The organism is Alkalibacterium thalassium (assembly GCF_900101165.1).
GTDB classification, from domain to species: domain Bacteria; phylum Bacillota; class Bacilli; order Lactobacillales; family Carnobacteriaceae_A; genus Alkalibacterium; species Alkalibacterium indicireducens.
In genome coordinates, this window is sequence record NZ_FNFK01000007.1 from 18,244 (window position 1) to 41,303 (window position 23,060).

The 23,060-nt window shown below is 44.9% G+C and carries 13 protein-coding genes; all 13 read right to left on the minus strand.

All coding sequences use genetic code 11. From position 1 onward, the window contains the following. Window positions 1–752: 752 nt before the first annotated feature. Window positions 753–1,937 carry an elongation factor Tu gene (tuf, locus tag BLR76_RS03090; RefSeq protein WP_091265308.1) on the minus strand — a complete coding sequence of 395 codons (1,185 nt, stop codon included), beginning with the start codon at window positions 1,935–1,937 and terminating at the stop codon, window positions 753–755. 182 nt (window positions 1,938–2,119) lie between these two features. Next, on the minus strand, window positions 2,120–4,207 hold the full coding sequence (gene fusA / locus BLR76_RS03095; protein WP_091265309.1) for an elongation factor G: 2,088 nt from the start codon (window positions 4,205–4,207) through the stop codon (window positions 2,120–2,122). A 129-nt stretch (window positions 4,208–4,336) separates the two neighbouring features. Continuing rightward, complete coding sequence (rpsG, locus tag BLR76_RS03100; protein ID WP_091265310.1) at window positions 4,337–4,807, minus strand: 30S ribosomal protein S7; 471 nt, start codon at window positions 4,805–4,807, stop codon at window positions 4,337–4,339. Window positions 4,808–5,217: 410 nt separating this feature from the next. Further along, entirely contained in the window at window positions 5,218–5,628 is a 411-nt protein-coding gene (gene rpsL / locus BLR76_RS03105) for a 30S ribosomal protein S12 (protein ID WP_034299852.1), read from the minus strand. A 346-nt stretch (window positions 5,629–5,974) separates the two neighbouring features. Beyond that, complete coding sequence (rpoC, locus tag BLR76_RS03110) at window positions 5,975–9,613, minus strand: DNA-directed RNA polymerase subunit beta' (RefSeq protein WP_091265312.1); 3,639 nt, start codon at window positions 9,611–9,613, stop codon at window positions 5,975–5,977. A 131-nt stretch (window positions 9,614–9,744) separates the two neighbouring features. Continuing rightward, entirely contained in the window at window positions 9,745–13,350 is a 3,606-nt protein-coding gene (gene rpoB / locus BLR76_RS03115) for a DNA-directed RNA polymerase subunit beta (protein WP_176759591.1), read from the minus strand. Window positions 13,351–13,720: 370 nt separating this feature from the next. Further along, entirely contained in the window at window positions 13,721–14,329 is a 609-nt protein-coding gene (locus BLR76_RS03120; protein WP_091265314.1) for a class I SAM-dependent methyltransferase, read from the minus strand. A gap of 559 nt (window positions 14,330–14,888) precedes the next feature. Further along, entirely contained in the window at window positions 14,889–16,250 is a 1,362-nt protein-coding gene (locus tag BLR76_RS03125; RefSeq protein WP_091265316.1) for a class II fumarate hydratase, read from the minus strand. Window positions 16,251–16,263: 13 nt separating this feature from the next. Continuing rightward, window positions 16,264–17,823 carry a PRD domain-containing protein gene (locus BLR76_RS03130; RefSeq protein WP_091265317.1) on the minus strand — a complete coding sequence of 520 codons (1,560 nt, stop codon included), beginning with the start codon at window positions 17,821–17,823 and terminating at the stop codon, window positions 16,264–16,266. Between the two features lie 85 nt (window positions 17,824–17,908). After that, window positions 17,909–18,691 (minus strand): carbohydrate deacetylase, encoded by a 783-nt coding sequence (locus tag BLR76_RS03135; protein WP_091265319.1) that lies wholly within the window; start codon window positions 18,689–18,691, stop codon window positions 17,909–17,911. A gap of 66 nt (window positions 18,692–18,757) precedes the next feature. Then, the gene (locus BLR76_RS03140; RefSeq protein ID WP_091265321.1) at window positions 18,758–20,116 is read right to left on the minus strand and encodes a class-II fumarase/aspartase family protein; all 1,359 of its coding nucleotides are present in this window, start codon (window positions 20,114–20,116) and stop codon (window positions 18,758–18,760) included. 29 nt (window positions 20,117–20,145) lie between these two features. Then, window positions 20,146–21,705, minus strand: coding sequence for a PTS transporter subunit EIIC (locus BLR76_RS03145; protein ID WP_091265323.1), 1,560 nt, complete (start codon window positions 21,703–21,705; stop codon window positions 20,146–20,148). Window positions 21,706–21,722: 17 nt separating this feature from the next. Continuing rightward, window positions 21,723–22,922 carry an N-acetylglucosamine-6-phosphate deacetylase gene (locus tag BLR76_RS03150; protein WP_091265325.1) on the minus strand — a complete coding sequence of 400 codons (1,200 nt, stop codon included), beginning with the start codon at window positions 22,920–22,922 and terminating at the stop codon, window positions 21,723–21,725. Between the last annotated feature and the right edge of the window lie 138 nt (window positions 22,923–23,060).

Consider the following 23,060-nt stretch of genomic DNA (forward strand, 5'->3'; position numbering starts at 1 on the left):
GCAACGTTTAACTTAGATTCCCCTCACCAGACTTGAATCTTATATTGAAGAAACTGATTTCTAATCATTTTTTTCAGTCCCCCCGCATCTCTCTGGTATATTCTTTGTTCTGGCCAGTACTGTATTGGTGATATTCAGTTGGAAGATATCGGCTAGTCTCTTTAAAACGATAGTGAAACAAGAATGGATCACTGTGGAACGTTCCTGCTCAGGCGTTCTTAACCTGTTCCGCTTCAAATTAAAATGGGAGCCCGGGCAGACGGTCGGCCTTTTCTTTAATTTATGAAGACTGTTTTCGCGGGACGAAAACATCCTCTATGAACAGTTATGATGATAAAAGCCGATAATCTCGGCTTTTTCTTTTACATAATGCATGGTACTGCCTCGGTTCCAGCATTGTCCACCGGCTATTTCTTCCCGAGTGTCTGTCCTGGCTCGATTGCTCCTTAGCTCAGATGCTTTTCCCGTTTGAGTTCCGGTTCTATCTCGATTGCTCCTTAACTCAGATCCATTTCACATTTGAGTTCCGGTTCTATCTCGATTGCTCCTTAACTCAGGTCCATTTTCCGTTTGAGTTCCGGTTCTATCTCATTTGCTCCGGAGCTCATCATGTTTGTCATTTCGACCACCCGAGATTGCCTTAAAATCTGAACTTCTTTAACTATTTCTGCAATATAGTATTTAAAGGCAAAAAAAAGAGAGCTTAGAAGAAAAATCTTCTAAGCTCTCTTGAACTAGCTCATTGAAAAATATTATTCAACAATTTTAGTTACAACGCCAGCTCCAACAGTACGTCCACCTTCACGGATAGTGAATTTAGTACCATCTTCAACAGCGATTGGGGCGATTAGAGAAACGCTCATGTTAGTGTTATCGCCAGGCATAACCATTTCAGTTCCTTCTGGAAGTTCAACAACACCAGTTACGTCTGTTGTACGGAAGAAGAACTGTGGGCGGTAGTTAGTGAAGAATGGAGTGTGACGTCCACCCTCTTCTTTTGAAAGAACATATACTTCTGCATCAAATTTAGTATGCGGAGTAATTGAACCAGGTTTAGCTAAAACTTGTCCACGCTCGATATCGTCACGTGACATACCACGTAGTAACGCACCGATGTTGTCTCCAGCTTCAGCGTAGTCTAGTAATTTACGGAACATTTCAACACCTGTAACAGTTGTTTTAGCAGTGTCTTTAATTCCGATAACTTCAACTTCGTCACCGACGCGAACTTCACCAGTTTCAACACGACCAGTTGCAACCGTACCACGACCAGTGATTGAGAATACGTCCTCAACTGGCATCATGAATGGTTTAGCAGAGTCACGTTCTGGAGCAGGGATGTAGTCATCTACAGCGTCCATAAGTTCAAGGATTTTCTCTTCGTAAGCTTCGTCGCCTTCAAGAGCTTTAAGAGCAGAACCAGCAACTACAGGAATGTCGTCGCCTGGGAAGTCGTATTCGCTTAGTAGGTCACGAACTTCCATTTCTACTAATTCTAGTAATTCTTCATCGTCGACCATGTCAACTTTGTTCAGGAATACAACGATGTAAGGAACTCCAACCTGACGTGAAAGCAGAATGTGCTCACGAGTTTGAGGCATTGGTCCGTCAGCAGCAGAAACTACCAAGATAGCTCCGTCCATTTGAGCAGCACCAGTGATCATGTTTTTAACGTAGTCTGCGTGTCCTGGGCAGTCAACGTGTGCATAGTGACGAGTATCAGTTTCATACTCAACGTGAGAAGTAGAAATTGTGATTCCACGTTCTTTTTCTTCTGCAGCACCATCAATTGAATCATATGCTTGAGCTTCTGCGTATCCTTTTTTAGATAGTACAGTAGTAATAGCAGCAGTTAGAGTTGTTTTACCGTGGTCAACGTGTCCGATTGTACCAATGTTCATGTGTTGCTTCGTACGGTCAAATTTTTGTTTAGCCATTTTAAACATTTCCTCCTTAGGATTATCTTCTTTTTTTAAAATAGAAAATAGTATTTTCTTTTCCTATTTACTCTAGTTAATTATACCGGTAGGCCGGTATAAAATCAATCGATTTGGCAGATCAGACCTCCTGTCCAGTATTTACTTGACTGGATAGTAGCGTCTGTCTCAGAAAGAGCTGATTAAGCTTCTCCACCGTTTTTCTTGATGATTTCTTCAGCAATGCTCTTAGGCACTTGTTCGTAGTGATCGAACTGCATTGTGAATGTTCCACGTCCTTGAGTAGCAGAACGTAGCGTTGTTGCGTATCCGAACATCTCAGCTAGCGGGATCTGTCCTTTAACAACAGTTGCGTTTCCACGCTGTTCAGATCCTTCGATATTTCCGCGACGAGCAGAAATGTGACCCATGATGTCTCCCATATAATCTTCAGGTACAGTGATTTCAACAGCCATCATTGGCTCAAGAATAACTGCGCCTGCTTTTTGAGCAGCATTTTTAAGTGCCAGTGATGCAGCAACTTTAAATGCAGTCTCGTTTGAGTCGACATCGTGGTAAGATCCATCGTAAAGTTTAGCTTTAACGTCAACTAGAGGGTATCCAGCAAGAACACCGTTTTCCAGTGATGCTTCAAGACCAGCTTTAACTGCAGGAATGTATTCACGTGGAACAACCCCACCAACGATAGCATCTTCAAATTCGAAACCTGCGCCTTCTTCGTTTGGTGTGAACTCGATCCATACGTGACCGAACTGTCCTTTACCACCAGACTGACGAACAAATTTACCTTCTGCTTGTACTTGTTTAGTGAATGTTTCACGGTAAGAAACCTGAGGCGCTCCAACGTTGGCTTCAACTTTGAATTCACGCTTCATACGGTCAACGATAACGTCCAGGTGAAGTTCTCCCATACCGGAAATAATCGTTTCGCCTGTTTCGTGATCCGTTTCAGCACGGAAAGTTGGATCTTCTTCAGCTAGTTTCTGTAGTGCAAGACCCATTTTATCCTGGTCAGCTTTTGATTTAGGCTCAATAGCAACTTGGATAACTGGTTCAGGGAATTCCATTGATTCAAGGATTACCGGATTCTCAAGGTCACATAGTGTATCCCCAGTTGTTGTATCTTTAAGACCAACAGCAGCAGCGATATCTCCAGAGAATACTTCTGAAATCTCTTCACGAGAGTTCGCGTGCATTTGAAGGATACGTCCCACACGTTCACGAGAATCTTTCGTCGCATTCAGGATATAAGATCCAGATTCAAGAGTACCTGAGTAGACACGGAAGAAAGTCAGACGACCAACATATGGGTCAGTCATAACTTTAAATGCCAATGCAGAAAACGGCTGATCATCGCCAGCTTCTACTTTGACTTCTGCAGTCTCATCTCCTTGTTTGTGACCAACAATGGCACGTACATCAAGTGGAGAAGGCAGGTAATCTACTACAGCGTCCAGAAGTAACTGAACCCCTTTGTTTTTGAAAGCAGACCCAACTAGTACTGGATAGAATTCAACGCTTAGAGTTGCTTTACGAATACCTTCTTTTAATTGCTCTTCAGAGATTTCTTCTCCTTCAAGGTAACGCATCATCATCTCTTCATCTAGATCAGCAACAGCTTCAACTAGTTTAGTACGCCATTCTTCAGCCAGTTCAACCATGTCAGCTGGAATATCTTCTTCAGTTATTTCAGTTCCAAGGTCGTTACCGTACATGAATGCTTTCATTTTAACTAGATCGATGATACCTTTGAAGTCATCTTCAGCACCGATCGGTAGTTGGATTGGGTGAGCGTTAGCCTGTAGACGGTCATGAAGGGTTTCATTCGCGTGCAGGAAGTCAGCTCCCAGTTTGTCCATTTTGTTTACAAAAACAACACGAGGTACGCCGTAAGTAGTTGCCTGACGCCATACTGTTTCTGTTTGTGGTTCAACACCTGATTGTGCATCCAGTACAGCAACCGCTCCATCAAGTACACGTAGTGAACGTTCTACCTCAACGGTAAAGTCCACGTGTCCAGGAGTGTCGATGATGTTTACACGGTGGTTTTTCCACTGAGCAGTTGTTGCAGCGGAAGTGATTGTGATTCCACGCTCCTGCTCCTGCTCCATCCAGTCCATCTGTGAAGCACCTTCGTGCGTTTCACCGATCTTGTGGATTCGGCCAGTGTAATAAAGGATACGCTCAGTCGTGGTTGTTTTACCAGCATCGATGTGCGCCATGATTCCGATATTACGGGTTCTCTTTAGAGGAAATTCTCTTTTGGCCACTAATCATTACACCTCTCTTTAATAATTTTGGATCATTCTGACATGATCCTCGGATAACTGTCAATGAAGATACAGAGTTTTTCCGTCGCACGAATCGACTCCATGCGACCGAAGACTGCTCTGGTTATCTTACCAGCGGTAGTGAGCAAACGCTTTGTTCGCTTCTGCCATACGGTGAGTTTCTTCACGTTTACGGACAGCAGCACCAGTGTTGTTTGCTGCATCCATGATTTCTTTAGCCAGTCTGTCTTCCATGGTGTTTTCTCCACGTAGACGAGCATAGTTTACTAACCATCGAAGTGCCAGAGTCGTACGACGATCAGGACGTACTTCTACAGGAACCTGGTAGTTAGACCCTCCTACACGACGAGCTTTAACTTCTAATACAGGCATGATATTTTTCAGTGCTTGTTCATACACTTCCATAGGATCATTTCCTGTTGTTTCTTTAATCTGATCAAATGCATCATACAAAATCGTTGATGCTTTTCCACGCTTACCGTCAACCATCAAACGGTTGATCAGACGGGAAACCAGTTTAGAGTTGTACATTGGATCTGGTAATACATCACGTTTTGCTACAGGACCTTTACGAGGCATTCAAATTCCTCCTTTCGGGAATATTAATTTCGAGTTATTTTATGAAGCTGAGCTTAACGCCTCACTCCACTTTTATTTATCCAGTTTCGTTCGGCAACTCCCCGTGCCATTCACCTTGAAAATTCGCTGTGCAGTCTTCGACTTGCTTGACGAAGCTGTTTCGGCTTTAGCCGTTTACAGATTAGTTATGTCGATAAGCAAGGCTTATGCGACCTTCATCTATTGCTATTTTCTAGGTGGATGTCAGGCTGAGCTTAACGCCTCACTCCACTTTTATTTATCCAGTTTCGTTCGGCAGCTCTCCGCTCCATTCACCCAAAACATTCGCTGTGCAGCCTTTGGCTTGCTCGCTATAATATTTTGGGCGGATGTCGGGTAGACCTGTACGCCTCACTCCACTTTTATTTTACTTATTTAGGACGCTTAGTTCCGTATTTAGAACGACCTTGTTTACGGTCTGTTACTCCGGCAGTATCAAGCGCTCCACGAACGATGTGATAACGTACACCCGGTAAGTCTTTTACTCGACCTCCACGGATAAGTACCACGCTGTGTTCCTGAAGGTTGTGACCTTCACCTGGGATGTATGCTGTTACTTCGATCATGTTAGATAGACGTACACGAGCATATTTACGTAAAGCTGAGTTAGGTTTTTTAGGAGTCATTGTTCCCACACGAGTACAAACACCACGTTTTTGTGGAGAGTATACTGTCGTCTGTTTGCGTTTTTGAGTGTTGTACCCTCTATTCAACGCAGGTGACTCTGATTTACTTGTTTTAGATTTACGAGGCTTACGGATCAGTTGATTCATTGTAGGCATATTGTGTTTCCTCCTTCCATTTTTACTGTGTTATACTTGCTTTTCTAGGTCCACACATCCAGGCGGTTCCTTTTTGGGCAAAAAAGAATAATCGCTTAATGCGACGGCCTTCCATTGCCAGAAACCTTCTTGATATATGGCTTGTTTTTGTCTCTTGCGTACCAGTCAGCACGACTGTTAACTCAATCAGGCCAGATCACTCCAGCACAAGAATCGGAACACAAAAGCACCTATAGCATAGTACCACGCAGGGGCGGTTATGTCAACAACCTGTTGGAAATTAATTTATTTACCCAAAAGGTATATCAGAGCAGCCCGAAGCTGCCCCGACTTCCTTCCGGTTTAATTACTCTGTTGTAGTCTGATCTGCAGGTTGAACGTCTTCATTAATGCTATAGACATTTTCGCTGACGACGCCTACTTCTTTAGGTTTCATGTCGTTGTAAACCTTCATACCTGTTCCGGCTGGAATAGATTTACCAATGATGACATTTTCCTTCAGACCAATCAATTTATCGTTCTTACCTCTTATAGCAGCATCGGTCAGGACACGCGTTGTTTCCTGGAATGATGCAGCAGATAAGAAACTGTTTGTTTCAAGTGACGCTTTGGTGATACCCAGAAGAACTGGGCGTGCTGTTGCTGGAAGTCCACCAGATAATAAGGTTGATCTGTTGGCTTCCTTGAAGTCCGCTACATCTACCAGGCTACCTGGCAGGATGCTTGTATCACCTGGATCCATCACTCTAACTTTCTGAAGCATCTGTCTAACCATTACCTCGATGTGCTTATCACCGATTTCAACCCCTTGACTGCGGTAAGCGTACTGTACTTCTTTAAGCATGTAGTTCTGAAGCTTAATGACGTTACTTACTGCAAGGAGCTGTTTAGGTTCGATTGATCCTTCACTCAATGCATCCCCACGTTCGATGAAGCTGCCGACTTTCACTCGGAGGCGGGCATTGATAGCCAGAGTGTAGCTGCGGGTATCTGTTGCACCCTTAACCGTCACTTCTTTAGTTCTTTCGCTAGGGTTTTCTTCTATAGACACGACTTCCCCAGTTACTTCAGTGATTGTTGCAAGACCTTTAGGGTTTCTTGCTTCAAAGATTTCCTGAACACGAGGGAGACCCTGAGTGATATCGTCTCCGGCAACACCACCTGTGTGGAACGTACGCATGGTCAGCTGAGTACCCGGTTCACCGATAGATTGAGCAGCAATTGTACCAACTGCTTCTCCTACTTCGACTTCACGGCCAGTTGCCAGGTTGCGTCCGTAACATTTCTTACATACCCCATGATTAGTGTTACATGTAAAGACGGAACGGATTGTTACTTTTTCAATTCCTGATTCGATGATTACTTTAGCGATATCTTCAGTGATCAGATCATTTTCTTTAACGAGTACGGCATCTGTTTCCGGATGTCTCACTGTCTTACGTGCATAACGTCCGATGATACGTTCTTCAAGCGGCTCGATTTCTTCGTTGCCGTCTTTCAGTGTTTCAGCGTCCAATCCACGTTTCGTGCCACAGTCTTCTTCACGGATAATGACGTCTTGAGCTACATCTACCAGACGACGAGTCAGGTAACCGGAGTCAGCTGTCTTAAGCGCCGTATCGGTCATTCCTTTACGGGCACCGTGTGTAGAGATGAACATCTCGAGAACGGACAGCCCTTCACGGAAGTTTGATGTGATTGGCAGTTCCATGATACGACCACTCGGAGCCGCCATCAGTCCACGCATTCCAGCAAGCTGGGTAAAGTTGGAGATGTTACCACGGGCACCGGAATCACTCATCATGAAGATGTTGTTGTGGTTATCCAATGAGCGCATCAAGTGTTCCTGGATGGTATCTTTTGTTTTCGTCCAGACATCGATGACTGCAGTATAGCGCTCTTCTTCAGTTATCAGACCACGACGGTGAGACGCGTTGATGCGGTCCACCTGTTTGTGTGCCTGATCCAGGATCTCACCTTTTTCTTCCAGGTGAGAAATGTCGGCGATTCCGACAGTGATTCCTGATTTAGTTGAGTGTTTGTAGCCAAGGTTCTTCATTTTATCCAGCATTTTTGATGTTTCAGTGACCTGGAATCGTTTGAAGACTTCAGCAATGACGTTACTTAAGTTTTTCTTCTTGAACGGTGACACGAGTTCAGCATTCTTGATGTGCTCTCTGATGTCCGTTCCATAAGGGACAAAGTATTTATCCGGAGTCTGTTTCTCCAGGTTGTCCTGAGAAGGTTCATTCAAGTACGGGAACTCTTTCGGCATGATTTCATTGAAAATCAGTTTTCCGACTGTTGTAACCAAGTACTTGTCCTTTTGCCATTCAGTAAACGGCTTTTCAGGCAGCGCAGATGCATGGATCGCTACTCTTGAATGAAGATGAACATAGCCGGTCTGGTATGCTTGAATTGCTTCAGACTGACTTGAGAAGATCATGCCTTCTCCAATTTTACCCGCATCTTCCATAGTCAGGTAGTAGTTACCCAGTACCATATCCTGTGAAGGTGTTACAACGGGTTTCCCATCTTTAGGGTTCAGGATGTTTTGAGCACCAAGCATCAGAATACGGGCTTCAGCCTGGGCTTCGTCACTTAATGGAACGTGAACAGCCATCTGGTCTCCATCGAAGTCGGCGTTGTATGCTTCACACACTAATGGGTGAAGACGAATTGCTTTTCCTTCAACAAGTACAGGTTCGAAAGCCTGGATACCCAGACGGTGAAGCGTAGGCGCCCGGTTAAGAAGAACAGGGTGTTCTCTGATGACATCTTCAAGTACAGCCCAGACTTCTTCGTCCATGCGTTCAACTTTACGTTTCGCATTCTTGATGTTGTTTGCAATTTCTCTTGCGACCAGCTCTCTCATAACAAAAGGCTTGAACAGCTCAATTGCCATTTCTTTAGGCAGGCCACACTGGTACATTTTCAGACTTGGTCCAACAACGATAACGGAACGACCAGAATAGTCGACACGTTTACCCAGCAAGTTCTGACGGAAACGGCCCTGTTTCCCTTTCAGCATATGAGAAAGAGATTTAAGTGGGCGGTTACCCGGTCCAGTTACTGCACGTCCGCGACGGCCGTTGTCAACTAGTGCATCGACAGCTTCCTGAAGCATACGTTTCTCATTCTGAACGATGATATGCGGAGCATTCAGGTCCAGAAGGCGTTTCAGACGGTTGTTACGGTTGATGACACGACGGTACAAGTCGTTCAAGTCACTTGTTGCAAACCGTCCACCTTCTAGCTGAACCATCGGACGCAGTTCAGGTGGAATGACTGGTACAACGTTCATGACCATCCATGCCGGATCGTTTCCTGAATTTCTGAAAGCTTCCAGAATATCCAGACGACGGATCGCACGAGTACGTTTTTGTCCTGTAGCCGTCTGAAGCAGTTCTTTCAGCTCTTCGACTTCTTCCACAAGATTTACGTCGTTCAATAATGTCTTGATCGCTTCCGCACCGATTTCAGCCTGGAAACTGTTTCCGTACTGTGCACGGCGTTCGCGGTATTCGCGTTCAGTCATCAGCTGTTTCTTCTCAAGTGGTGTGTCACCGGCATCAGTGACAACATATGAAGCGAAATAAATGATTTCTTCAAGCGCACGTGGCGACATATCCAGTACAAGTCCCATACGACTCGGGATTCCTTTAAAGTACCAGATATGTGTGACCGGTGCTGCCAGTTCAAGGTGACCCATACGTTCACGGCGAACTTTAGATTTAGTGACTTCTACGCCACAACGGTCACAGACGATCCCTTTATAATGGACACGTTTGTATTTCCCGCATGAACATTCATAATCTTTTGACGGTCCAAATATTCTTTCACAGAACAGTCCGTCTTTTTCAGGTTTCAGTGTGCGGTAATTGATTGTTTCAGGTTTCTTAACTTCTCCGTAAGACCAGCTGCGGATCTTGTCCGGCGAAGCCAGACCTATTTGTATACTTTCAAATTTATTTACATCGATCAAAGGGGCTACCTCCCTTTAGTAGATTATAGAGCTGCCCTAGTGCTCCTCTTACATGCGAAAAGATGAAGGAGAGGAAAGAATGCTGTATCATCTTCTGTCCTCTCACTTCTATCTTTTAATGTGTTTCTGACTTACTCCTGCTCCTGCTCTTGTGACTCAGCAAGGGCTTTTTCCTGTTCTTTCAGTCTTGCTTCTTCAGCACGCTTTTCGTCCTGCTCTTTTTTCATCTTTTCAAGCGAATCGACATTTCCGAATTCATCGTCTTCATCCGAATCCTGAAGGTCGATGGCTTCTTCGTTGATGTCCAGCACTTTAAGATCCAGTCCTAATGACTGAAGCTCTTTGACTAGTACTCGGAATGATTCCGGTACACCAGGTTTTGGAATGGTTTCGCCTTTAACGATGGCTTCGTACGTTTTCACACGTCCGACAACATCATCTGATTTGTATGTCAAGATTTCCTGAAGGGTATAAGCCGCACCGTATGCTTCCAGTGCCCATACCTCCATCTCTCCGAAACGCTGTCCACCGAACTGGGCTTTACCACCAAGCGGCTGCTGCGTAACTAAAGAGTATGGTCCAGTTGAACGGGCATGCAGTTTGTCGTCGACCATGTGGGCCAACTTGACGAAGTACATGACTCCGACAGAGACCTTGTTGTCGAACGGCTCACCAGTACGTCCATCGATCAGTACCGTTTTGGCATCGTCATCCATACCGGCTTCTTTGATCGTTTCCCAGACTTCATCTTCATTCGCTCCGTCAAATACCGGCGTTGCAATGTGAATGCCCATCTTGCGTGCGGCCATTCCCATGTGCAGTTCGATGACCTGACCGATGTTCATACGTGATGGTACCCCAAGCGGGTTAAGCATGATATCGACAGGTGTCCCGTCCGGCATGAACGGCATGTCTTCTTCTGGAAGGATCAGGGATACAACACCCTTGTTTCCGTGACGACCGGCCATTTTATCTCCGACGTTGATCTTACGTTTCTGAACGATAAAGACACGGACAAGATAGTTGACGCCAGGAGATAGTTCGTCTCCAGCTTCACGGGTAAAGATCTTCACGTCGTGAACGATCCCTCCGCCACCGTGAGGCACTCTTAGTGATGTATCTCTTACTTCACGTGCTTTTTCTCCAAAGATCGCATGTAACAGTTTTTCTTCCGCAGATAACTCAGATACCCCTTTTGGTGTGACTTTACCTACAAGGATGTCTCCATCATGGACTTCTGCACCAATTCTGATGATTCCACGATCATCAAGATTTTTCAGTGCGTCGTCGCCAACGTTAGGCAGTTCACGCGTGATTTCTTCAGGGCCTAGTTTCGTATCGCGGGCTTCAGATTCATACTCTTCAATATGGATCGATGTATAGACGTCATCTTTGACCAGGCGCTCACTCATGATGACCGCATCCTCAAAGTTATAGCCGTCGAATGTCGTGAAGGCAATCAGCGGATTGCGTCCAAGCGCCATTTCACCATTTTCCATAGAAGGTCCGTCCGCAAGAATATCTCCTTTGTCAACCTGTTCACCATGACGTACCAGTGAACGTTGGTTGTAGGATGTTCCTGCATTAGAACGTTTAAATTTAGCTACATAATAGTTATCCAGTGCACCATCTTCACGTCTGACACGAATCTGCTTCGCATCAACGTATTCAACAGTACCTGAATGTCTTGCAATGACTGCTGCTCCAGAGTCACGCGCTGCTATGTGCTCGATTCCTGTTCCGACAAGCGGTGCTTCCGGATCGATCAGAGGCACAGCCTGACGCTGCATGTTTGCACCCATCAGGGCACGGTTGGAGTCATCGTTTTCAAGGAATGGAATACTTGCTGTCGCAACAGAGACAACCTGCTTAGGTGAAACGTCCATGTAGTCGACAAGAGAAGCTTCCAGTTCTTCGTTGTTATTCTTCGTACGAGCCAGAACCAGATCGTTGACGAATGATCCGTCGTCGTTAAGCGGCGCATTGGCCTGAGCAACAACATAAAGATCCTCTTCGTCTGCAGTAAGATAGTCGATTTCATCAGTTACGCGTCCAGTTTCTTTATCCACTCGACGGTAAGGTGTTTCGATAAATCCGAACTCGTTGATCTTAGCGTATGTGGACAAGCTGTTGATCAGCCCGATGTTTGGTCCCTCAGGTGTTTCGATCGGGCACATACGTCCATAGTGGGAGTAGTGAACATCTCGGACTTCATATCCGGCACGGTCACGCGTCAGTCCACCAGGTCCTAACGCAGACAGACGTCTTTTGTGTGTCAGCTCGCCAAGCGGGTTCGTCTGATCCATGAACTGAGACAGCTGTGAAGATCCGAAGAACTCTTTGATGGACGCTACAACCGGACGAATGTTGACCAGTTGCTGTGGTGTTGTCGTAGATGTGTCCTGAATGGACATACGCTCACGAACCACACGTTCCATACGAGACAGACCGATACGGAACTGATTCTGAAGCAGTTCACCAACTGAACGGATACGTCTATTTCCTAGGTGATCGATGTCGTCTGTTTCACCGATACCTTCCTGTAAGTTGAAGAAGTAACTCATGGATGCAATCATGTCCGCCGGAAGAATGTATTTCACTTCACGGTCAGGATTCGCATTTCCTATGACATTGACAACACGGTCATTGTCATTCGGAGAGTAGACTTTAACGATCTGAAGATCGATCGGTTCAGGCACGACACCTTCATCGGATGGATAAAGCGTCACTACGTTCAGTCCGTTATCCAGATGTGGTCCGAGCTGGTTCATAACTTCACGGTTGATCAGTGTACCTTCTTTAGCCAGCAGTTCGCCTGTTTCACTGTCAACCAGTGATTCAGCCAATGTCAGACCCATCAGGCGGATTTTAAGATCCAGTTTCTTGTTCATTTTATAGCGTCCGACGCGCGCAAGGTCATAACGCTTAGGATCGAAGAAGCGTGTAGTCAGAAGACTTCTTGAAGAGTCAGCCGTTTTAGGCTCGCCCGGACGTAGACGTTCGTAAACATCTTTCAGTGCTTCTTCCACTCGGGAATCCGCAGTGTTTTTGTGAATATCTTTTTCTAGAGTAGCTACCAGACTTTCGTTCGAGCCGAAAATATCCAGAATTTCATCATCCGATCCGAATCCCAGTGCACGAACAAGTACACTTAGAGGGATTTTACGGGTACGGTCGATACGGACATTGGACAAGCCTTTAGAATCCGTTTCATACTCTAGCCATGCGCCACGGTTAGGAATGACAGTAGATCCGAATCCTTCCATGCCGTTCTTTTCAACTTTAGGGCTGAAATAAACGCCAGGTGAACGGACTAGCTGAGAAACGATAACACGTTCCGCTCCGTTGATGATGAATGTTCCCTGTTGGGTCATCAGTGGGAAGTCTCCGAAGAATACTTCCTGCTCTTTTACTTCGCCTGTTTCTTTATTGATCAGGCGCAGCTTGACGTACAGTGGTGCTGAATAGTTAGAATCATGCTGTCTCGCTTCATCTACTGAATATTTAGGTTCCTGCAACTGATAGTCTGTAAATTCAAGTGACAGATTACCTGAAAAGTCTTCAATAGGAGAAATGTCCTTGAACATGTCTCTCAATCCTTCTTCAAGAAACCAGTCATAAGAGTTTGTCTGAATTTCGATTAGGTTCGGTAATTCCAATACTTCTTTAATTCGTGAGTAACTTCTACGTGTACGGTGCTTGCCGTATTTCACATCTTGGCCTGCCAACCTCTTCACCCCTCATAATTAATCACTAGTCGTCATAATCAGGAACAATTATTCAGCCCTTAAAATCCAGGTTCAGCCCTCACATTTTCATATTACAGTTTCGTTACAATTGTTAACGATCCTTTAAAAAGCAAGTGTTTTTCCTGTTTTAGACCAAAAAAAATACAAAAGAGTCGTGAAAGAATCATCCTGAATCATCACACATTCTTTTGTTTTGCTCCAAAAACCGCGTCCGGACAATATTTCGTACGGGTTTTATTTTCATACTTTGTTTAGCGTCTATTAAGTTTACACAAAAAGCAAGAGTAAGTCAAGTTTTTTCTAAAGAAACAGCCCATCCAGTAATTGGATAGGCTTGTTATTATTTATGGTCTCCCTGTCAGTCCGTTTTGATGGACTGAAGGACCCAGTATCCTTTGTCGAGTCCGATACGAGTCACATTCCCGTATGTCTCTTCCATGACTTTCTTTGCGCTCGGCGCACCCTGCTTCTTCTGAATAACGATGATCAGCACTCCGTTGTCCGCCAGATGTTCCTTGGCATCCGTGATGATCTTGTGCACCGTTTGTTTCCCGGCACGGATCGGCGGATTAGAAATGACAGCACCATAGGTCTGTTTCTCGACCTGCTCATATATGGGAGAAAGAAAAATAGAGACATTGGAAACCCCGTTCAGTTCGGCATTCTTCTTAGCCAGCTCGAGGGCCCGTTCGTTTACGTCAATCATATCGATGTGAAGTGCCGGATTAGCCTTGGCTAAAGACAGCCCGACCGGCCCGTACCCACATCCGACATCCAGGACCTCCCCCGTGGAAAATGCCCGCTCGTCAATTGCTTCGATCATAACCTTAGACCCGAAGTCCACACGGTCTCTCGAAAAGACTCCAGCATCTGTCGTAAAGGTCATCTGCTGCCCCTTAAGTCTGGCTTCAATTTTCTTCTCGTTTTTATCAGCACTCGGCTTCGATGTAAAATAATGATCAGTCATCTGATACTCCTCTTTTGCTTTGTAGTCAGTGTGCTTTAAGTATACTATTCAACCGGCCGGACTACAATCCTTGTTCATTTTAGACTAGTTTTCTCCCTCTGACTGATATAGGTAAACTTTAATGATATTGATTATTGCTATATTTCATCTAGAAGGCAGCCTACTTACAGTTTAGCTCCCTGTTAAACCTTGGAACTCCAGCGACAAGGTTTCTAGTTACAGATTAGTCTGAAACGCGGTCGCGTTTCTTCTACTAGAGTCTGTCTAACGGAAGAACTGGATTAATTATTGATCCGAACTGTCGCTAGATGTCTTCTAACAGCATCTTTAGAAAATTTTAAAAGCTGAACTACCGCTAGACGCGTTTTAACGACATAATCGACTTGATGAAAGCTAACGAACTACAATTAAAGACGGAATAGAGCGCGTCACCATCAAGAGTCAGTCGTTTCATCGATACAGAACTGCTCAAAAAAGAAAACAGAGGCGCCAGGCCTCTGTTCGATTTAAAAAGCTGGTATCAGAATCTCATTTTCTAAATGAATTGCATCCAGTCACACTACACCATGTCAGCCGGATCGATATACTTCTCGAATTCTTCTTCTGTAAGTATCCCCAGGTCAACAGCTGCTTCTTTTAGAGTCGACTGGTCTTCGTGGGCTTTTTTGGCAATCTGACTGGCTTTATCGTAGCCAATCTTCGGGGCGAGAGCGGTCACCAGCATCAGCGACTGGTCTACCAGTTCGCTCATCTCTTCTTCCACCACTTGTATGCCTTTCAGACACTTGCTGTTAAATAAAGCGAGGCTGTCTCCCAGCAAAGTAATGCTCTGAATCATATTGTAAGCAATAACTGGCATATAAACGTTCAGCTCGAAATTTCCCTGTGAAGCTGCGACACCGATTGCCGTGTCATTCCCCAAAACCTGTACGGAGACCATTGTTAGTGCTTCTGCCTGAGTAGGATTTACTTTTCCAGGCATGATGGAGCTGCCTGCTTCATTGGCGGGAATCGTTATTTCTCCCAGCCCACTTCTTGGTCCACTGGATAGCCACCTGACATCATTCGCCATCTTCAATGCATTTGCCGCCAGAGCCTTCAGCGCACCATGAGCAAAGACGAAGGCATCTTTACTCGTCAGGCCGTGAAACTTATTCGGATTCTCCTTAAATTCGATGCCGGATGCCTGACTGATTCGTCGGATAGTCTTCTCTGCAAAGTCCGGATGGGTATTTAATCCGGTACCTACAGCTGTTCCACCGAGTGGCAGTCGTTTCAATGGAATTAATGCGGCTTGGATCATTTCAGCATTCTGAACCATCATTTCCTTCCAGCCGCTGACTTCCTGACCGAACGTGACAGGCGTTGCATCCTGAAGGTGAGTCCGTCCGATTTTTATCGTATCTTTATACCTGGTTTCCAACTCTTCCAGTGTGTGCTCAAGCTCCCCCAGCACTGGCAGCAGATGATCAGTAAGCAGCCGGACAGAAGCAATGTGCATCGATGTAGGAAAGGTATCGTTGGTACTCTGCCCTTTATTAACGTCATCATTTGGATGTATGTCCAGTCCACTTTCACCTTTTGCCAGGTGAGCTATGACCTCGTTGACATTCATATTGGTCTGTGTGCCGCTGCCTGTCTGCCAGACGGATAGAGGAAATTCACTGTCCCAGTGTCCTTTAATGATCGCATCACAGACTGAAGCTATGGCGTCTGCTTTCTGGGGTTCGAGTAACCCCAGCTCGGCATTTGTTTCTGCCGCTTCTTTCTTGACGCGTGCATACGCATGGATCAGCTCCAGAGGCATCGTCTCGTTTCCAATAGAGAAGTTCTGCAGACTGCTCTGAGTCTGAGGTCCCCATTTACAATCCTCGGGTATTCCGATTTGTCCAAATCCATCTTGTTCCAGTCTTTTTATCATAATGCTCCCCTTTTTAAATCATAATATCCGGAAAAGCTGTCTGCAGATAAGTGGTTCTGTCCATAGTATCCGATCTTGTTTCCAACTGTCTGACAACCTCTTCTGCGAGAAGTTTCTTATTACGGCTGCTTGTAAACCCATGATCGAGCAGCCGCTTGATGTCATCACTTGTCAGATAGAAATTTATCTTGATACTTTCCCATCCTAATTCAGATAGCAGAACCGTGATCCTGTTTGAAAAAGTCAAGATTGCATCGAATTTCATTTCTTCAAGTCTGTATAACTCGTTGATTGTCAGATAAGAGACCATCTCGTAATTGACATGCTGGCTTAATACTTCCAGAAAAAATGAAACTTTCTCGACAGAAGAATTTGTGATGATGACGACCCGCCTGTTATTCTGGCCGGCAACTCTGTTCTTTATAATGAACCGTTCAAGAATCAGACAGACCACGGAGATCTGATGATCGGTCAGCTCACAGCCGTCATCTGTCTCCCACGTACTGACTGTCCGCTTTACTTGTTCATACAGTTTCGGAAAGACAGTCTTGGTATTATCCAGCTTGTCATCGTAAAAATAGTAGGCCAGCTTGTTTTTGATCAGACACTTATAGAAATAGGCATACAGCTCATTATATATACTATCATACGTATAGAACTGAACCTGATTTTTTTCTTCTATAACATTGATCAGCTCTTCGGTCAGCCTCTTGAGCTGACTATTGAATGGAAAGTGTAACGGTTCCTTGTAGTTCAACGAGGCAATCAGGTAATCCAGATAATCACTGTCTTCCTGGACTGGAAGAAGATAATTCGAAGCCACTTCAGGCATATCTTCAATAATCTCTTTAATGGTATAGCCTTTTTCAATACGTATGAGACTGATCATCATATGGAGGTAGATAAATTTCTTTGATGGATAATCGACTAATCGGGCATCCGGACCAAAGAAGTCACAGAGCTTGTCTTTCACTTTGTCGTGGTAAGCTGTCAGGTAATGCTCCACCAGTTCGTAAAGGAGAGTCTGTACAGGCGTATTGGCCTGCCGAGGAACATAGTCATCATTCTTTTTCAACTCGATGACAGACAACAGATTCCTTGCTGCAATCATTCTGAGAAACCGCTCGTTCCCTTCAAAACTGACCCCTTTCCTATGCCTGTTTACTACTTCAATGCCATTTTGTTGAAGGAGAAAGCCCAGTTCTTTCCTGTCTTTCTTCTTCGTGGACAAACTGAGGTTCAACCTGGCATACAGTTCGGTCATATTGACAATGCCGTCAAGCAGCCCGAAGCACACAATCAGACTGAGTCGCTCTTCCAGTGACGGGGAATAGTCATTCATATCTAGCCGCTGACAGAGAGCCGAGAAGTCAGCATAAGTCATATTCGTTCTGATCTCATGATGACTGATGCTGAACCTCAGGTGATCGGGAATGTATTCATTCAACGTATAAATGCTCCGCTTAAGCGTCGACTCACTTTTTCCGAACAGTTCTTCACAGGCTTTAAAGTCAATTTTACCTTTATCCTGAACATAATTAGCCAACTTCAGGTCAAACTGGGTCACGACCACGCTCATTCTCCTTATCTCTTTTTGTTAACGTTATCAAAGCAGTTCTAAAAAGTAAAGATGATTCCTGACTCTTTATCACTCTGTATTATAGTGTTCCATAGTGGCTTAAGTCGTAGCCGTATGACTGAAGCATCTGACTGAATGCCTGAGTGCACAGAACTTCCACTTCCCTCATTCTAGGCAGATGGAATGAGGACTGATAGTACACCTCTGTATCAACGAAGCCCGGATGACAGCTTGCTTCAACTGTTCCATATCCGTTAAATTTTTCAGCGTTTTCTTTGAATACATCAAACAGCGTGTCTTGAACTTCGGAAAAGGACCGGGACATGTCCTTGAACGCCGGAAAGTTGAACAGATTCCAGAAGGCTTCCGTGACATAACAATCTGGATAAGCTGAACGCTCAAGTACATCTCCATAGACTCTGATGGGCAGGTGATATTCCTTACTCAACTGCTCCGTCACTTTTGCATGTTCCCCCATTATGTGTACATAGTGATGCGAATCGATGTGAGTCAATTTTACGCCCAGATTCAGAAGCTTGTCTATCTGTGCTTTCCATTCTATATACAGTTGATCCAGATCAGCAGATTCAGTCTGGTAGAAGGCTCTTTTCTTGAACAGGCCATTCTCATCAACTAAATTATCTGTCCCGTCGCTGACCGGTTTGCCCATTGTCAAAGCCAGATGAACGCCAATACCTAAATTAGGTACTGAGGGGATCAGCTTAAGTGCATGATCAAGTCCGGGCATATTCGCCATCATAGTCGTTGATGTCACTGCTCCTGATAAATGGGATTCAACGATCCCGTAGTTGATACCTTTAGAATAGCCGAAATCATCGGCATTGATTATCAGTTTAGTCATACGTCACCTCTTAATTAATATAAAGCAAAAAAACTGCCTGTCCAGACAGTCTTTCTGCACTTATGGTTACAGTAACTCTTCAGAAAGCTTTTCTGCTCTCTTTGATGCTTCTTTAGCCAACTGCGAAGCCAGGCCTGTATAGCTTCTTGGATCGATCAGGTCTTTTAGTTCCTTATCGTCGTATTTTTCATCGATCAGATCATTTGCCTTCAGGTTTGTATAAAAGTCTTCCCCATAAGCAGCTGTCTTGATTGCTATATCATAAACTAGAGAATGGGCATTGTCTTTCCCAAGTTTCTTCGCCATTTCCATCATGACATATTCACTGTTGTCGAGTCCTTTATTTCTCAGAGCATTTTCCAGCATACGCTCCTTATTGATCTGGAGGGTTCTGGTCAGCTCCTCAGCACGTAAAAGAATTTCTGTCATCAGCTGAAGCGCTTCTTCCATTAACCCATCAAAGAGCATGTACTGGCTGCTGTCCCCTTCATATGGTCTGACAGCTGAGTAAGACCCCACTCCGGGAAGAGAATACAGTTTCTGGGAATTGGCAATAATGCCTTTTGCCAGTTTCGGATTGATCTTGTGCGGCATCGTGCTGCTTCCAACGGTCCCTTCCTTGAAGCCTTCTGCTACTTCTGCTATTTCTTCAAGACTGGTCTGGTAGACTTCCTCTGCCATCTTATGACAGACATTTCCCAGCAGCGACAGGTTCATCATGTACTCGAGCTTGTGAGTATTGATGCTTCGGGACGGCACGTCCATCGGATACATACCAAGCAGTTCCGCAACACGCGCCTGGACTTTAGGTCCTACTTCAGGCATCGTACTGAATGTTCCAACGGCGCCGCCCATCATTACTCGGAATACCCGTTTTTCGGATTCTCTCAATCGTTCGATGCTGTCAATGAACTCACTGATCCAGGCAGATACTTTATAGCCGTATGTGATAGGTGTCGCATGTCGCCCATGTGTCCTGCCAGGCATAACAGTGTCTGCATGCTCGGCAGCCAGTTTGGACAAGTTTTTGAGAATCTGTCCTGACAGCAGCATAAACTTATCATGAATCTGTTTCATGACATAAAGCTGTCCACTCTGCTGCACATTCTGAGTCGTAATGCCGTAATGGACGTACTTGCCACTGTCTTCTGGACAGGCTTTGACCAGCACTTTAAGGAAAGGCACAAAGCCATGCCCAATTTCTCTGTAAATGCGGTCCATTTCTTCAAAATCGATATTTTCAACTTTCGCTGACTGTTCAATGTCTAAAGCCGCCTGCTCAGGAATAAATCCTGCTTCTGCTTGAGCCTTTGCCAGAGCTGCCTCTATTTTCAGCCACGCTTTGTATTTTGTCTGTTCTTCAAAAAGCTCCCGGATCCCCCGGTCATCTATTGTCTTACTTTTGGAGTCATAAAATGCTCTCATCATCGGTCTTCCTTTCTAAGGTTAAGCTTCTATTTCCCTGCCATGTAGTCGTCTACTTCGTTGCGGACGAACTCGACATGCGGACCGAATACAACATGGACGTGATTCTTTTTAGGGAAGAATATTCCGGATGCTCCGGCTTCTTTCAGCTTATCGGCATTAACGACTTTCTGATCTTTCAGATCAATACGCAGACGAGAGACACAGTTATCAACTTGAGCCACATTCTCTTTTCCACCTAATCCTTCGATAACCAGTTGAGCAATATCGCCATAACGTTTTTCGTTAAGCAGCGTCACATTACGGTTCACATCTTCACGTCCCGGTGTCTTGGCATCCAGTTTCACGATCAAGTAACGGAACACGAAGTAGAAAATCACAAAGTTGGCGATCCCTACGAGTACCAGATTGATCCACCCAGTATTTTCGTAAAGCAGACCGAAGATGACAAAGTCGAAAATCGTTCCACGTATATAACCGATACTGACGTTCATCATCGCTAGAGGAATAACGGTGATACCGGCCAGAATGATATACACAATATAAAGGATAGGAGATATGAACATGAATGAGAATTCCATTGGTTCAGTAATGTTCCCCAGGAAGGCTGTCAGGACAACAGTAAGAATGATCCCTTTTGCCAGCTTCTTGTTTTCTTTATAAGCAGTGTGATACATTGCCAGTCCAATAGCTGGAATACGGAATAAAGTAGTCAGCATCTGACCGGAAGCCAAATACGGGCTGATTTGAGGCATGATGCGTCCCCATGCTTCATGAGAAGGCCCCAGTTCGAACAGGACTTCGTTCATGGCATTTAATATCCCTACATAATATTCTCCTTCGATCACCCAAGTTCCACCTGCTTCAGTAAATCGTACAACAGCGGCCAGAACGTGGTGCAGACCAAAAGGAATAAGCGCACGGTTAAGCAGTGCATAGATTCCGGCACCGAACGGCTGGTTCATTAGTATTGGAGACATGCCTATCAGCATGCGGGTAAAAATGCCCCAGATGAACGGCAGGACCAGTCCAATTGGAACAGTGAACAGGAATGAAAGAATCAGGACTGACTTTTTACCTGAGAAGAAGGCAAAGGCAAGCGGCAGCTGTACTCTGTAAAACTTGTCTGTCAGCTTGGCAGCCAACAGCCCCGAAATGATCCCTCCGGCTGCATCAACACGGATCGTCTGAATACCAAGTACCATGCCTTGACCCAGTTCGTTCATGACTTCAGGATCTGCCAGATTCCCTGTTGCGTTTAAGTAGACATTCATCGTTGTTATAAGAACTAGATAACTGATGATCGATGAAAATACTGCAATTCCTTTTTCGTTCTTAGCCATTCCGTACGCCACACCCATGGCGAACAGGACCGGAATGTTACTAAAAATGATACTGGATATCTGTTGAGTACTGCTTAGAACAGTCTGTAGTGTTTCATTCCCAAGAATCGGAAACTGTTCGATCATGTAACTTTGCGTGAACGCCCCCATCAATCCCATCAGCATACCTACTGGCGCCATTATCCCGATAGGCAGAAGCAGTGACCGTCCAAATACTTGGATCTGATCTTTAAATTTATCCCACATAATTTTTTCCTCCTTGTTTACTTTTCAATTTTTTGTTTAATTCCTTTAACATACGTGTCGTACAGGTTGAACTCTCCATCTATTACTAAAAAGTCGGCATCTTTTCCTTTTTCAAGGCGCCCTTTCCTGTCAGATACACCTATGTAGGCAGCAGGATTCTCAGAAGCCATTTTCACGATGTCTCCAATGGATGCATCGACATTTTTGACAACATTTCTGACTGAAGGAAGAAAGCCCAATTCAATGTCTTTCACACTGGAATAGTCAGTCTTGTCCAGGAGCTCAGTCTTGCCATCATCTCCAGTCACCCGTACTAGCTTATCGCTTTCAGGTTCGAACGTCGCTTCGCGAATGTAATGGTATGTTTTTTCACTGACTTGAGCTAGTCCCGTGCAGTCTGTGGTGAGCGTGATTCTGTCAGGCCCTTTTATTTTGTACACGATTGCAAAAGCTTCCGGCCTGACTGTCAGTCCAGTCTGCTTACCGAACTCCGCATACATATCATCGAAGTACATAGCTGCTCCGGCCACTCCGAGACGGCGATGGTGCATTCCCCTCATTCCGCTGAACGTATGGGTGAAGCCTCCAAGGCCTAAATCTTTCAATTCCTTGATCTCTTCAAATTCCGCTGCACTGTGTCCGACTGAGATCTGGATGCCTTTCTGGTTAAGATAAGTGATCACTTCAGCTGCTCCCGGCAGTTCCGGCGCTAGAGTCATCAGTTTTACGAGGCCGTCACTGACCGGGTTCAACAAGTCATCGACTGTTTCAACCGTCGGCGGCAGACAGTACTCGGCTTTCTGCATCCCCTTGTACTTTTCATTTATGAAGGGGCCTTCCAGGTGCACGCCGATAAGATCAGCCCCCATATCAGGGGTCCACTCTTTCCCAAATCGGTCTGCTGCTATCACTTGACTTTTTAAGTTGTCTAAATGATCAGTTGCTGTTGTCGCCAGATACGAGGTCACACCCATATTGACCAGATCTTTCGACATTCTGGCCAGAGACTGCTCGTCTCCCTGATGGATAAACGATCCTGTTGCCCAGCCATGTATATGGACATCTATAAATCCTGGAATGATAATCTTGTCTCCGTAATCGATATACTCCTCCTTTTCGATAGTATCGTGGATACCTTCAATCTTCCCATCTTCCACTTCAAGATAACCGGATTGATATCCACTCGGTGTATAGATTTTTTCTGAATAAATGAACATGTCTTCACTCCTTCCTGTTGTTCTGATGAATGAGTTAACAACACAACAAAAGACTTCTGCGTCTTACAGCTATATAATAGGTTTATTTTATAGTGTATACAAGGTCATTACATTATATTATTACAGGTCACATAATGA